At 49.9% G+C, this 14,966-nt stretch carries 10 protein-coding genes and 1 other RNA gene; 6 read left to right on the top strand and 5 right to left on the bottom strand.

What is annotated here, in order from left to right; all coding sequences use genetic code 11:
* Positions 1 to 16: 16 nt before the first annotated feature.
* The 3 genes from carA to HQ48_RS05365 form a co-directional block, all read right to left on the bottom strand.
* Entirely contained in the window at positions 17 to 1,090 is a 1,074-nt protein-coding gene (carA, locus tag HQ48_RS05375; protein WP_044232170.1) for a glutamine-hydrolyzing carbamoyl-phosphate synthase small subunit, read from the bottom strand.
* 206 nt (positions 1,091 to 1,296) lie between these two features.
* Complete coding sequence (locus HQ48_RS05370; RefSeq protein ID WP_044190451.1) at positions 1,297 to 2,844, bottom strand: sulfatase; 1,548 nt, start codon at positions 2,842 to 2,844, stop codon at positions 1,297 to 1,299.
* A 19-nt stretch (positions 2,845 to 2,863) separates the two neighbouring features.
* Complete coding sequence (locus HQ48_RS05365; protein WP_044232167.1) at positions 2,864 to 5,959, bottom strand: glycoside hydrolase family 2 TIM barrel-domain containing protein; 3,096 nt, start codon at positions 5,957 to 5,959, stop codon at positions 2,864 to 2,866.
* Between the two features lie 651 nt (positions 5,960 to 6,610).
* Between HQ48_RS05365 and HQ48_RS05360 the strand changes: the two genes are divergently transcribed.
* The 6 genes from HQ48_RS05360 (at position 6,611) to HQ48_RS05340 (ending at position 11,454) form a co-directional block, all read left to right on the top strand.
* Positions 6,611 to 7,030, top strand: coding sequence for a 6-carboxytetrahydropterin synthase (locus HQ48_RS05360; protein ID WP_044190452.1), 420 nt, complete (start codon positions 6,611 to 6,613; stop codon positions 7,028 to 7,030).
* Positions 7,031 to 7,061: 31 nt separating this feature from the next.
* Positions 7,062 to 7,391, top strand: a complete 330-nt coding sequence (locus HQ48_RS05355; protein WP_044190454.1) for a hypothetical protein — start codon at positions 7,062 to 7,064, stop codon at positions 7,389 to 7,391.
* Entirely contained in the window at positions 7,391 to 8,137 is a 747-nt protein-coding gene (trmB, locus tag HQ48_RS05350) for a tRNA (guanosine(46)-N7)-methyltransferase TrmB (RefSeq protein ID WP_044190455.1), read from the top strand. The genes HQ48_RS05355 and trmB overlap by 1 nt, the downstream gene beginning before the upstream one ends.
* Positions 8,138 to 8,141: 4 nt before the next feature.
* The gene (locus HQ48_RS05345; RefSeq protein WP_044232164.1) at positions 8,142 to 9,254 is read left to right on the top strand and encodes an Mrp/NBP35 family ATP-binding protein; all 1,113 of its coding nucleotides are present in this window, start codon (positions 8,142 to 8,144) and stop codon (positions 9,252 to 9,254) included.
* A gap of 14 nt (positions 9,255 to 9,268) precedes the next feature.
* An RNA gene (rnpB, locus tag HQ48_RS09030) (RNase P RNA component class A) lies at positions 9,269 to 9,638 on the top strand.
* A 382-nt stretch (positions 9,639 to 10,020) separates the two neighbouring features.
* A complete protein-coding gene (locus HQ48_RS05340) occupies positions 10,021 to 11,454 on the top strand; it encodes a fimbria major subunit (protein WP_160225930.1) in 1,434 nt (477 codons plus the stop codon).
* Between the two features lie 70 nt (positions 11,455 to 11,524).
* Here the strand turns inward: HQ48_RS05340 and HQ48_RS05335 are convergent, their stop codons facing one another.
* Complete coding sequence (locus tag HQ48_RS05335; protein WP_044232161.1) at positions 11,525 to 12,754, bottom strand: hypothetical protein; 1,230 nt, start codon at positions 12,752 to 12,754, stop codon at positions 11,525 to 11,527.
* A 3-nt stretch (positions 12,755 to 12,757) separates the two neighbouring features.
* Positions 12,758 to 14,938, bottom strand: a complete 2,181-nt coding sequence (locus tag HQ48_RS05330) for an Ig-like domain-containing protein (protein WP_044232158.1) — start codon at positions 14,936 to 14,938, stop codon at positions 12,758 to 12,760.
* Positions 14,939 to 14,966: the final 28 nt, after the last annotated feature.

Here is a 14,966-nt window from a genome sequence, read left to right as displayed (position 1 = left end):
TTATGAGTTTGAGGGGTTAGAGTTTGCTTAGGAATTCTTCAAACATCGACATCGTGTCGGTCGGGCCGCTACAAGCCTCTGGGTGGAACTGGGCAGATACGTAGGGGAGTGTCTTGTGGCGTACACCTTCGTTGGTCCCATCGTTGAGGTTGATATATTTTTCTTGCCAACCCTCGGCTAGGGTAGAGGGATCTACGGCATAGCCGTGGTTCTGGCTAGTGATGAAGCAGCGGTGTGTGCCCACCTCACGCACTGGCTGATTGTGGCTTCTGTGCCCATACTTCATTTTGCGTACTGTAGCTCCTGCTGCTGTCGCTAGGAGCTGATTGCCCATGCAGATGCCGTAGATCGGCTTACCCTTCTCAAGAGCCTTGCGTATGTTGGCCACAGTTGCGCCACACATATTGGGGTCGCCGGGGCCATTTGAGAGGAAGAGGCCATCGAAGTCAATCTGATTAAAATCATAGTCCCAAGGCACTCGATAGAGCGTTACCTTGGGACTAATAAGCTGACGTACGATATTGTTTTTGGCACCACAGTCTACCAGCACGACTTTCTTGGGACCATTGCCGTATGTGGTAACCTCTGTCGGCGATACTTCTGCCACTAGGTTGCGCTCGCTATGATCAACAAAGGGAATATCTTCCCCTCCCTCGAGGACGATCTTCCCTTTCATTGAGCCTTTTTCACGCAAGGTCTGGGCAAGCTCTCGTGTATCAATGCCCGTTAGACCGAAGACCTGCTCTCTTTTGAGCCAACTCCCTAGCGACTCTACGGCATTCCAATGGCTATAGTTCTCCGAATAATCCGACACGATTAAGCCCAGAGGGTGGATACGGTTGCTCTCCATATAGAGCTCTATGCCATGCTCGTCTTTCTCGTAGCTAGGGACACCATAGTTGCCGACCAAGGGGAAGGTCATCACCATAATTTGTCCACGATAACTGGGGTCGGTCAGGCTCTCGGTATAGCCTGTCATAGCGGTATTAAATACAACTTCGCCAGCGACGGCGGTTTCGTGCCCGAAGGCATATCCCTCGTATCGACTGCCGTCGTCAAGGATCAGAGTTGCTCTTTTGCGCTGTTGCATATCATTTATATTATGATAGTTTAATAGTTTATCTATGAAACTCTTTAGCTTATAGCTGGTCTAGCTCACTGCTTCAAGAACGCTTCTGAGCCACAAAGATACACTTATAATTGCGATTGTGAAACACGACCACAATTATAGGTGTATCGACCACTGAGCCTAGGCTTCACAGAGGGTTTACCCTTTGCTTAGATCTGCTTTTGAAGTTACTTAGCCTCCTCAGCTTTGTAGTGTTTGCGTAGGCGATCGAGCTCCTTGTGCATACGTGCCTGTACTTTGCGGTACTGAGGATTGTCATATAGATTGTTAAGCTCCTTGGGGTCTTTCTTGAGGTCGTAGAGTTCCCAAGCATCGAAGTCGCCGTAGAAGTGGATTAGCTTGTACCGCTTATCTCTCACGCCATAGTGGCGACGAACAGCGTGCTCACCCGGATACTCATAGAAGTGGTAGTATAGGCTCTTGCGCTCTAGCTTATTGTCCTTGTTGGTGCGTAGTAGTGGAGCCAGAGATACCCCCTGCATATCCTCTGGTATGGGTGCTCCTGCCAGATCAAGGAAGGTGGGAGCGTAGTCGATATTCTGCACTAGCTCAGCAATATCGCCACGCTTCTTGAGCGAAGCGGGTAGGCGCATCACTAGAGGTGTGCGCATAGACTCCTCGTACATGAAGCGCTTGTCGAACCAACCATGCTCTCCCATATAGAAGCCTTGGTCGCTCGTGTACACAATGAGTGTATTCTCTAGCAGATCATGCTCACGCAGGTAATCTACGACACGGCCGATGTTACGGTCGAGTGACTTGACCACCTTGGAGTAGTCACGCATATATCGTGTGAACTTCCAGCGGGCTAGCTCCTCGCCCTGTGGGGCCTGTGCGTAGAAGGCACGAGCTAGAGGTCTGTATAGGCTGTCGAAATGAGCTCGGGTAGGAGCATCCATTTGTTCTAGCTGCCCCTTGTACCAGCGGCCTAATCCCTTGGCTGGTTGTCCCTCCTCGAGCATCTTGAGGTCGTAGACTAGATTGAGGTCGTGCACGATGTGCATCTCTTGTTTGCCTGCGGCTTGTCGCCCCTTGTAGTCGTCCCAAAAGGTATCGGGGAGCTGATACTCCTGATCCTCAAAAGCCTTGATATCCGTCGTATCGGCTAGCCAGTTGCGGTGTGCCGCTTTGTGATGAATGAATAGGGCGAATGGCTTCTCCTTGTCACGTTTGTCTAGCCAATCTAGGCTGAGGTCTGTGATGATGTTGGTTACATACCCCTTGATCTGTACCGTATCGGTCAGTTTGTCACGGCCCGGTTGGACGAAGTGCGGGTCGTAGTAGTCACCCTGACCCGGGAGCATCGTCCAGTAGTCGAAGCCTTGTGGTATGCCCTCTAGGTGTAGCTTACCTACGAGAGCCGTTTGGTAGCCATGCTTCTGTAGGAGCTTAGGCATAGTTTGCTGATTTTGATCGAAGTTCTGATCGTGCTCGTTGTTCTTCTTGCCATTGAGATGGCTATGCTTGCCTGTGAGCATACATGCACGGCTAGGGCCCGAGAGGGAGTTTGCTACGAAGCTCTCCGTAAAGCGCACTCCCTCTTGGGCTAGTGCGTCAATGTTGGGCGTCTGAATGTATCTCTGGTCGTAGCAGCTAATCATCTGCTGGGCATGGTCGTCGCTCATAATATATACGATATTAAGAGGCTTCTGAGCCTGCGCTAGCTGAGCTAGCGAGGCTGCCGATAGTACGCAGAGGACTGATTTGGTGTTCATATCGGGAGATAATTAATGGTTAATACAGATCAATAGGGCTGATGAGCACACGCATATCGTAGGCTTGGTAGGGTAGCAGATACTTGCTCTGAGGCAATGCGCCCCAGCTGTCGTAGCAGCCTAGCCCCATCTGGTAGCGATCTACCTGTACATCGGTGAAGTTGGCCCGTGGGATAAGCTCCGAGTGCTGCTGCGTCTTGTGTGGATAGCCATCTAGGCTCTCCAATGAGCGATCTAGGGCAGAGGCTTGTAGTGGATACTCGGCACGGAACTCTAGCCCGAAGCCCCCACGATCCACAACACGATAGTAGCGTAGGTCGGCCTTAGCTCCCGTTTCTTGTGGGCGTATGTAGGGGTAGAATTGCTCGGCTACGGTCTGTTGGTATCGACCCAAGTGCTGCGAGGCTTTGCGGTCTGCGTAGTTCTCCACTGGCCCACGACCGTAGAAGTCTAGACGGTCGTACACCAGTGGCATCTTTATTCTTAGCCCGAAGCGGAAGAGGTTGGCAACCTGCTTACTCGCTGTACTATCACTAGGCTTGAGGCTCTGGCTGTATATGATGCGTCCGTCGTTGTCTATGTCGTAGCTGATGCTGAATGCACCACCCACACTAGGCATCTCGTAGGTCGCATCTATGCGCACGAACCCACTGGCCGATTGCTTGGCTTGTAGGCTCTTGAGCTTCATCTCCGGGGTGCGCCAGACCTTATACTTCTGCTGTAAGCTGGCTCCCATATCGTTGTCGGTAGGCGCACGCCAGAAGTTGGGTCTGAGGTCTGCTCCCTCTGCTAGTAGCTCACGGCCAGCGAAGTCGTAGCGTGTGATAAAGCCCGTACGTCTGTCGATATCTAGGCGGAATCGCTCGCCCTCTACGATGAGGTAGCGTACATCTCGCTCGTCTAGTGTGGCTGGCTTGTAGAGCTTATTGTGGGTGAGGGTGAGTGGCTGATACTCTGCAGCTTTGAGGACGAATTGCTGATGTGCCACCTCCTTGCCCGCCGGTAGCATACCCTCTGCTTGTCGCAGGCGATAGCTCAGCTGTAGGGTAAGCTCTTGCTCTGCTTTGACGGCTCTAGGCTCGATGCCGAGGCGTAGTCGCTCACGGCTCTGAGGGGCAATAGCAGGTAGCGCAATAGTCGCTGTCTGTACAGGTACGCCATCTACCGATAGTTCCCAGCGCAGATCGTAGCGACCTAGGTCGATGAAGAAGTTTTCGTTATAGACTTCTATCTCTGCCGTCTTGGCATCTACTAGGGTCGTCCAGATATTTTGGTACTGGTAGCGTACTTCCTCAGTGTGAGGGTTGGGGGTGCGGTCTGGGCTGTATAGACCATTGTTGCAGAAGTTATTGTCCTCGGCGTAGTCGTAGCGGTTGTAGTCGCCTGCGTAGGCGTAGAAGCTACGCCCGTCTTTGGTCTGGCTGCGTAGGCTCTGATCTACGAAGTCCCAAATGAAACCTCCTTGCAGAAGTGGCTCTTTGCGGATCAAATCCCAGTATTCGTCGAATCCTCCCATAGAGTTTCCCATAGCATGTGCATACTCACACAAGATGAAAGGCATCTTGGGGTTATTCTTGATGTACTCGATCATCTCGTGTGGACGGCGATACATACGTGTATATATATCGGTATAGTCGGTGCCAGAGCGCTCGTACTGTACAGGGCGGTGTGGGTCAATGGCCTTGATAGCATCGTAGGCTGCTCCGAAGTTCTTCCCCGGGCCTGCCTCATTGCCCGTAGACCAAGTGATGATGCTTGGGTGATTGTATAGGTGCTCCACTTGGCGTACGTTGCGCTCTAGGTGTGCCTTGCGCCACTGCTTGCTGTGAGAGAGTGATTCTTTGTCGTAGCCCATGCCGTGGCTCTCTAGGTTCGCCTCGGCTACTACATAGAGCCCATACTTGTCGCATAGCTCATAGAGATAGCTATCGTCTGGGTAATGGCAGGTGCGTACCGCATTGATGTTAAGCTCCTTCATCAGGCGAATGTCCTGCTCCATACGTGCACGAGATACCACATAACCGCCATCGGGGTCTAGCTCGTGGCGGTTAGCTCCCTTGATCAGTACGGGTTGTCCATTGATCATGAACTGCTTGTTTTTCATCTCTGCACGTCGGAAGCCTACGTTTTGGCGGATCTCCTCCGAGCCACTGCGTATAATCAGTTTATACAGATAGGGATCTTCGGCAGACCATTTGCGGGGGTTCTCGATGTTGAGCAGGAGTTTGCTTTGCGCAGCAGGGAGAGTCTGTGCTAATATCTGCTTGCCGTTGGCATCGAGTAGGGTAAGCTCTGCTGGCTGCGCTCCTTTGCGCTTGAGGCTGACCTCTAGAGTACCATGCTGATAGTTGTCGTCCAATGAGGGCGTCAGGCGAATATCCTCGATGCCCTGACGCTCCCGAGCCAAGAGAAAGCAATCTCTACCTACTCCTGAGAGGCGCCAGAAGTCCTGTGTCTCGAGGTATGTGCCGTCGCACCATCGGTGTACCTGAAAGGCGATCAAGTTCTCTGCTCCTACTTTGAGGTAGGGCGTTAGATCAAACTCTGCGGGCAACTTGCTGTCTTCGCTATAGCCTACATAGCGTCCATTGACATAGAGCGTCATGTTGGAGGTTACAGAGCCGAAGTGGGCGATGATGCTTTTGCCACTCCAAGACTTGGGTATGCTGATGATGCGTCGGTACGAGCCTACATGGTTGTTGTGCTCGGGGACTAGTGGTGGTTGAGTTTTGAATTGGTTGTGCCAAGGGTAGGGAACATTGGAGTAGAGCGGATCTCCGTATCCATTGAGCTCCCAAACACCGGGGACAGGCATTGTAGCCCAAGCCTTATCGTCATAGTCAAGCTCAAAGAAGTTAAGTGGCCTCTGGTCAAAGTGCCTTACCCAATGAAATCGCCAGATGCCATTGAGCGATAGATAGTTTTGCGACTCTCTGGCATCGCTAGTGGCTTCACCACGGTCGAAGGCGAAGAAATTTGTGCGCATAGGCAATCTGTTGATGCCATTGACTTCGGGGTCTAACCACGGCTTGCCTTGCTGAGCGAAGGCAGATAGAGGTGCGGCCACTAGAGTGGCAGCTAGGGAGATAATCCCTATCGGTAGTTGTACTTTCATATCAAGCATAGTTTAGCCTAGGGGCAATCTATAAATGTCCATTAGATGCTTCTAGCCCCCTAAATTACTAAAAGATATTAGTACTATGGCATACTGAGGCAACAGATGCTCTCTTCGAGGAGTTTGAGTGCGATTATATAAATTGGTTGTAAAAATATGATAAGGGGTGAGGCGTAGATTTGTGGCGTTGAAGAGCTAAATCGAGGTCTAAGTATAGAGGAGGCTACAAAATTGATGGGAAGATTTTTTTGAATTGGTGGGCTGATCGCTTGAGATGTGTCCTCCAATCCCCAAGGGTTGATGGGAAGAAATACTCCAAGATGCTCACTGATGTACATGAAATTATCTGTGAGATTTGTTTATATTGTTGATTTTTAGTGTTTTATTTTTGTCTTGTTTAAGGCGGGTATTTTCATTTGTCTGGGCTCAAGTGCCGAAATAAGGCTGAATGTAATCTAGGGCTTGCTAGGGGCCAAATATGAGGCCTATTGTTTTTCTTCCTCCCTCGCTCTGGTCTTCTCATCAACATTCTGAAAACTGACCCAAAATATAAATAGCCACTTTCGGCATTATCCTACCCTCATTGACCAACCATAATGAGGTAGGCTATGGCAAAAAGCCGTATCTTTGTGGGCTGAATAGGACACAAAGATGATTACAGTAGAACGCTATCACGACATTAGCATGGGGCACCGTGTGGTTGGCCACGAGAATAAATGTCGACACCTGCACGGACATAACTATCGCATTCACTTCACTTGCTCGTCCGAGGAACTCGATGCTCTAGGGCGCGTGATTGACTTCGGTGTGATTAAGGCCACTCTCTGTCAGTGGCTAGAGGAGAACTGGGATCATAAGATGATGCTTTGGGATCAAGATCCTCTGCTCCCAAGCCTCAGAGAGCTAGCACATGAGGACTTAGTCGTCGTGCCCTTCAACCCCACGGCCGAGCAGATGGCTCGCCATTTGGTGGAGGTCGTCGGGGTAGAGCTACTAGCAGGTACGGGCGTTAGCCTAATCGCTGTACGCATAGATGAAACCCGCAAGTGCTCGGCTACCTATACGAAATAATAGATACGATTACTCAAAACAAATTGATATTATGGCAGAAGAATTGCTCGGCTATGATGATATGGCCTCTGTGGCCTTCATTCGCAACTATATCCCACAGGAGCTCAAAGAGCTGCTTAGTGACGATGATATCATTTACTTCGTAGACCTGATCTATGATTTCTATGAGAGCCGTGGCCTGCTTGGTGATGAAGATGCCGATGAGGACGCAGTGGTAGAGTTCGACGAGGAGGAGCTACTCGACTACGTGGTCAAGAATGCGATGAAGGACGGCGTAGGTAAGTTCGATCGTGATCAGATCCGTTTCGTCGTGCAGGGAGAGATGGCTTATAGCGAATCTATCAATCTGTTTGAGGACTAATGGGGAAGAATAAGCTGGCCAAGTTTGCCCAAATGGAGAGCTATCCGCACGTTTTCCAGTACCCATGGGCACGCATCAGCCAAGAGGCTTTCCCGCTCAAGGGACGTTGGCGAGAGGATTTCTTCGGCAATGACAACCCTATTGTCTTAGAGCTAGGCTGTGGCAAGGGCGAGTATACGGTAGGCTTGGGGCAGCGTTTCCCCGACAAGAACTTCATTGGTATAGACATCAAGGGGGCTCGTATGTGGACGGGGGCAACCCAGAGCCACGAGGCCGGTATGGCTAATGTCGCTTTCCTGCGCACGGAGATAGAGCTTCTGGAGCACTTTTTTACTGATGGAGAGGTCGATGAGATTTGGATTACCTTCCCAGATCCTCAGATGAAGAAAGTAACTAAGCGTTTGACCTCAACGGGCTTTGTCAGCCGCTATGCCCGCCTACTTAAACCCGAGGGGATTATCCACCTCAAGACCGATAGCCCCTTTCTCTACACCTATACCAAAGCTATGGTTGAGCTCAATGGCTTGCCTGTGCTAACCATTACCGACGACCTCTATGCTGGTGAGGTCGTTAGTGATATACTAGAGATTAAGACTTACTACGAACGTCAGTGGCTGAGCCGTGGTCTAACGATTAAGTATATTCAGTTCGTGCCACAAGTCCCAGAGGCTGGCTGGCAAGAACCCGATATTGAGATCGAGCCAGATAGCTACCGCAGTTTTAGTCGCAGTAGACGTGTACAATAAAATTATGGCAACAACAATATATCCCAATCTTATCCTTGAGGCCCTTAGCAAGGTTCGATATCCCGGTACGGGCAAGAACCTCGTTGAGTCTGGCATGGTAGAGGATGATATCCGTATAGATGGGCTCAAGGTGAGCTTTTCGCTCATTTTCGATAAGCCTAATTCTCCATTCATCAAGTCTGTTGTCAAGGCAGCAGAAACAGCTATCTTGACCTATGTAGGGCAAGATGTTGATATTCGTGGCAATATCTCGGTCAAGGTGCCAGAGGTAGAGGTCGCCGAGGCGCCTAAGCTGTTACCCGAGGTTAAGAACGTTATTGCGGTTTTCTCTGGTAAGGGAGGGGTCGGTAAGAGTACGGTTTCGGCCAATCTTGCTGTCGCTTTGGCTCAGGCAGGTTATAAGGTTGGTCTGCTGGACGCAGATATTTTTGGCCCTTCTGTGCCACTTATGTTTGGCTGTGAGGACGCTCGCCCTCTTCTTGAGGAGGTTAATGGCCGAGAGCTGATTCAGCCGATCGAGCGGTATGGCGTCAAACTCCTCTCCATTGGCTTCTTTGTCAATAAGGAGAGCCCTGTGCTCTGGCGTGGTAGCATGGCTGGCAATGCACTCAAGCAGCTACTCAGTGAGGGTAACTGGGGTGAGCTGGACTATCTACTTCTAGATATGCCTCCCGGCACGAGTGATATACACCTGACTCTAGTGCAGACGCTAGGCATTACGGGAGCAGTCGTCGTGACGACGCCACAGCAGGTAGCTTTGGCCGATGCAATTAAGGGAATAGGTATGTTCCTTGACGACAAGGTAGGGGTGCCCGTGCTTGGTCTGATCGAGAACATGGCTTGGTTTACTCCAGCCGAGCTGCCTCAGAATAGATACTATATCTTCGGTCGTGACGGAGGTCGCAAGCTAGCCGAAGAGTTGGGAATCCCTCTTCTAGGCCAGATACCACTAGTGCAGAGTATCCGAGAGTGTGGTGATGAGGGGGCTCCCTCTGCCGTGCAGGAGGATAGCATGACGGCTATTTTCTTCCGCACACTAGCACAGAATGTAGTCGAGCAGGTCGAGCAGCGCAATGCCAACCTTGCTCCTACAACCAAAGTAGAGATGACGAAATAATTATAGCATAGCAGGCAGAGGGTCGGTCTGTCGCGCCCTAGTTCGTATGGACTAGTGGTGAGGAACGTCCGGGCAACGCAGAGCACCATACTTCCTAACGGGAAGCTATCCGTGAGGGTAGAGTAGTGTAACAGAGAACGACAGCCTCTTGTAATGGAGGTGATGGTGAAAAGGTGGGGTAAGAGCCCACCGGGCATTGTGGCGACACAGTGTGCCGTACGCCTTATGGGTTGCAAGATCATGTAAACCGACGCTACGAGGGTTGCTCGCCCCATGTCGGAGGGTAGATTGCTAGAGCTGTGCAGCGATGCACAGTCGAGATAAATGACAGACGCTACAGCCTAGCTTGTAGTACAGAACCCGGCTTATAGACCCTCTGCCTGTGGCTATAATTCCTTATGGCACCCTACGCTACACTAGAGAAGAACACACTTAGAGGCGCAGAGGGCGGTTGCCGTAATACGCAAACTGCTCAAGTTACTTGCGGCATTTGCTCTGTACGGACTTCGGCGTTGGCTTCAGTCACATCACACTTCAGTATGCCCCCCTTAGCCTCACTCCTAGTGTCTTGTGTTTTGTGCATTCTGAAATACCTAAAAGGCGCTGCATCAAAAGCGAATTTTGTCACAGCCCCATATTTGTTTCTTTGGGATAAATCGCTACCTTAGCTCTGCCTTTGATAGGGCTAGTCCTATGGGCTGTCGGCTCTATTGATGGTGTTACCAGAGTTAAATACATCATTATTTCTTTTACTTCTATGAAAAAAATGACATCGACACTTACCAAACGTATGGTGCTTGCAGGTATGAGCATCGTAGTTCTTGCTTTTGCTTGCAAGTCTAGAGAAGATGCTATTGAGCCTAGAACTTCGCAGCACAATGCTACGGAGGCAACCCTCCGCCTCTCTATCGGGCGGCCCAATGAGGTCGTACTTCGAGGAGAGGGACAAGCCAAAAAGGATCCTCTGACCATGATCAAGCGCCTTCGCTTTGTGTTTTATCGTCAAGGCGGCAAGGGCTATCAAGTAGCTGTAATCAAAGAGCAAAACATCGAGGAGGATAGCCAGCTCGAGAATCTAAAGCTGGTTTTACCGCAAGATGACTACAAGCTTGTGGTAGTTGCCAATCCCAGCGCTCGGCTTATCGAGCTAACTGCTCCAGATATGCCTCTTGACTCTGTGGTGCAGGCTAGGCCGATGAAGTCTAGTCAGTTTAGAGTTGCTAGAGATGTATATGAGGGGGTATCCATGCTCAACGAGCAGGGGGCACTATCAATTCCTTCTGGGGCTTTCTCTGAGGGGCATCTACCTACTAGAGTGACTTTGGAGGCCTCGCTTGCTCGGGTGTTGGTTTATGGTAATCCGCAGCTAAATGGAGGCCGTAAGGGGAATGCACCTGCACGATATGTCGTGTCCAATCTGCTCAATGAGGTTGCGCCTTTGCGACCACTCGGCAAGCTCCTCTCAGGCCAAGACGAACTTGTTGGTGACCAAAGCCTCAAATCCAATCGCTATGCTGCCTCCTCTGTTTGGGCACAATGGCAAGAAAGTAAGCCACAGAACACTCGTGGTGTAGGGCATTTTACCCCAGAGCTGTATGCAATGGACGAGTTGTGGACCTCGGTGGCGATGACTCCAGATGCCTATAAGAGCCGCTTAGGAGAGGGTAATTTGTATGTTAAGGAGAGCGTTATCCCACCGACTGCTTATCTCAGGGGGACAGCACCTTGCGTGGTATTGGCTTATCCTTATATCCCAAGAGGGGTTACACTTACAGATGGTGAGGGCTGGGTTGCTTTTAGGGGTGTTTATTATTCGGAGAAGAGCTTCAAGTCCTTTATTACTTCACAGCAATATCCTACCGATGCACTCAAGGAGGCGGTTAATAAGGCTTCAATAGGCTTAGATGCCTTCAATCAATCTTTTGATAAGGAGGGGATCCGCTTCTATCATCAAGGTATCAGCTATTATACCATTTATATCAAACATTTTGGTCATAGTGAGTCCCCCAAAGCCCACGGTCTATACGGCGTTGTTCGTGGTAATGAGTATAGAGTTAAGTTGGTAAGTATATCCGAGCCGGGGCTACCAGTACCTCCAGTTTTCATAGATAATCTAGATGAGATCTCGGAGTCGTCTTTTACAGGTATCTCAACGGGTACGACGGCAGTAGTGGAGCGAGATCAATCAGCACAGCTCTAAATCAATAATTTCTACTAATGTATCGAGAGCATAACTGCCACTGCTTGGCAATTATGCTCTCGATACTTGTTTAGAGGATCATGTTGCAGAGCAGTAGAGTAGCTGAGCCGTCTTGTAGGGTTGTGCCAATGAGCATTGTTGATCCTGCGTCTTTGATCCCTAGCTTCTGTCGTAGTGCATCGGCTTTCATTGGGAAGTTTCGACAGCTAATCATGCTCATGGGTAGGCGCTTTTTGAGGCCTTTGATTGCAGCAGAGCGAAATGGAATGACCTCGAGTAACTCTAGCTTACGTCCCGGGAAGTCGGCAAGTAGTTCGTCCGATGTATAGAGATGGGTATGCTGGTGTAGTTGTGCAAGATTGAGCTGTTTGCCTAGGCTACGATACAGTCCAGACTTCATTATCGCAGCGTTGGGTTCGTAGATATAGGATAGTGGGCTAGGCGATATTTGTAGGGGAGAGGCTTGTTCTTCTACGTATGTACTTGTCACAGATGTTGCTCGCCCTATGGCATTAAGATCTGTAGCCCTAATCGTAATTTGATCTCTATGAAGTTGTGAGAGGTTTAGGTCGATCAAGAGCAATAGCTCCTTTACCTCGCCTTTTACAGCGACCACCTCGACTTGCTGGATATGTGGTGTATGCTCTAGAGTATGCTTGATGTCGAGCATAGGGGAGAGCTTGACCAAAAGCCTCGCAGGCTCGTTTAGCTGCTCTAGTCGCTCAATCAGCTCGTATAAGTTGGGGGTACAGTCTTCTATTGCGTAGACTCGCTTAGTGCCCATGATGTCTTCCCGACGTGCAGGGTCTACATAAATAATGGTAGGGTGGTGTCGGTTGATAATCTCCTCTAGGATCTGCATAGAGTCGCCGTGCAGCAAATTGACTTGACGGTCGGGGAGTAGCCTTGGTAGATTGTAGGCACTGGCTGAGTACATGGCTTCGTTTTGCTCGACATATATGGCTTCTTTGGCCACTTGTGCCATCGCCCAGAAATCAACGCCCAAACCTCCCGTCATATCGAGTAGGCTATCCTCGGGTAGGACGAACCTTTGTTTGTACAGAGCCGAAGCCTCGCCAGAGGCTTGCTCTAGATTGATTCCCTCGGGGATATAGATGCCACACCTGCTCAAGCTAGGTAATTTGTTGCCGAGGAGCTGTTGTAGTTTGATCTGGGTAGCTACGGCTGGCCGATAAGTTGAGGGAATAGCGTTGCTTCCTAGCAATAACCTATCGGGAGGAGTCGTCGCATACTCGCTCCTCCAACGGCATATCTGCTCGATTTCCTTAGGCGTGTACATACTCTAGAAGGAGGTGGGCAGACCACTTGGTAGCTCCATAGGGGCACTACCTTGCTTGCCTCTTTTATCTCGGAGGCGTTTGTAGTACTCTATGTTTTTGTTTTCTCGTTTCCTTTTCTCTTCGGGCTTAGTCTTGCGGAGCTCTTCGGGTTTCTGTTTGTCTAGTGGCAGATCGAGAGGGAACCAGACTTCTGAGGTTGTGAATCCCTTCTTAACGGCTAGAGCTTTGGGGTAGTAATAGACCATTTCGGGCTGTTGATCGGGATATTTCCCTGTTGTCCAGTGCCCGTCTGCGTTGCTGTCGATATAGATACGTAGGTAGTAGTCGGCAGGCTTGAGGTCCACAAAAGTGATACTATGTGGCTCTATTGTCTTTTGCTTCGCTACAGAATCCTTCGGCAGAGCCAAGCTGTCTGTGGAGTTTGCAGGGCTAAGTGTACTATCGGTCACGGATATGCCCTCCTTTTCTGTAGCGGTGCGTGGCATTGAAGACGCTTTACCTTCAGATTGAGCAGCAAGAAGTTTCGTAAGCATGCTGTCTACTTCTATACTTTTGGCTTGCTGTACCATACTGTCGATTTGGGCACTTGCTCGGGAGTACCCAAGTACTGTCCCCGATTTGTCGAGTAACTCAGCCACGATAAGGCTATCTGCTACATCTAAGCCTTGTAGAGACAATTGTATTCGCCCAAACTCCTTTTCTTGTAGTATCTCGTGTTGTAGAGATACTTGTTCGCATGAATCTGAATAGATGCTCTGCACGCCGAGAGAGTCTATGTCGATTTTGTATTTCTCTCCGTAGCTCCATGCGATATCTAGGTGATATCGGAGTTTGTCTTTGGTGTCTTGGCGCACTTCAAATAATATGGGCGTGGCTACGGTGTCTACCATTTTATTGACTGATATGGCTGAGCTAGAGATTGAGTCGACCGGTCTAGACAGCACGATGAATAGACTATCTCTCGGTGTCTGTGATTTAATACCCTTGCTAGCCTCTAGCTTGACCGTAAAGCCCTCTTTTTTGTCTTTCTTTTGGTTAGACGAAGTTTTGGCTTTGGGCTTGTAGAAAGTCAGAGTATCCGTTTGGGTGGCTGTCTGCATCAGGCTATCGGTCTTGGCGTAGGTGATGCCGAAGCGTAGTGAGTCGGCTTGCATCAGCAGGCTATCTCTAAGCCAATAATTGATCCCCTTGCCCTCTATTGAGGCGATGTAGACACTCTGAGGGTTACGTTGGGGGGAGTCCAATAGGTACATTGTGGGGACACTGTCTGGTATTGAGGCGAACTCCACACGGCAGACCATCGAGTCTAGTCGATCGTATCGCTCTATCCCCATGCGCTTGACGTCCGAAACAAAATAACGTAGGAGCAAATCACGTGGATAATAATAGGTGTAGGGATAGGTAACTAGCGAATCTCGATGCAGTGTATCTCGACGTACTATGGAGTCTATACGTATAGTATCTGTACGTATGCTATCCAGTAGCCAAGTCTTATGAGCTACACCATCGAAAGCTAAGCCCTCTGTAGGTTGGCTGTAGCGCAAGTCATTGTCGTCATCTTTGAGGCCAAAGACCAAATAGCTAGAGTCTTTAAGCCCACGAATGACAAACTGACCCATGCGGTTGGTCTTGGAGATGAAAGGTATAGGCGTGCTACTTAGCAGCGTGTCACTCTGCATTGAGGCAAAGTAGGCTCCAAGCATTAGATCCTGTACGGGCTCGAGGGTTTGGGCATCAAGTACTGTACCTAGAAGCTGCATACTGTCGAGAGTTTCGCCAGTAGAGAAGCTGTAGGAGAAGTCCTCAAGAGGGTTGTCTTCGTTGTTGTCTACAAGTGCATCGTCGAAGTAGAAGCTGTAAGTCGTGTTGGGTTTAAGCGTATCTTCTAGGTGTATGTCCACGACTTTGCCCGATGCCGAGATGCGTGCAGTTGTTTTTTGCGGAGGAGAGATGATGAGTTTATCTTGTTGATTGACCAGTTTGATAAACTCATCGAAGCGAAGAACGATGCGTTTCTCCGAAACGTTTCTGGCGCCTTGTTCGGGAAAAGCTCTTACGAGCCTCGGTGGAGTTACATCAAAAGGTCCCCCCTCGGGTGCACCTCTATTGGCGCAGCCAGCAAATCCGGATAGAATACCTAGTACGCCGATCAGATAGATGATGTGAAGACTTCTATTATTCACTTGATCTTGTCAGTCAATTAGTCGTTGA

The organism is Porphyromonas sp. COT-290 OH3588, from assembly GCF_000769075.1.
Lineage (GTDB): Bacteria > Bacteroidota > Bacteroidia > Bacteroidales > Porphyromonadaceae > Porphyromonas.
Note: the sequence above shows the minus strand (reverse complement) of the source record. Positions and strands in the feature narration are given on the sequence as shown.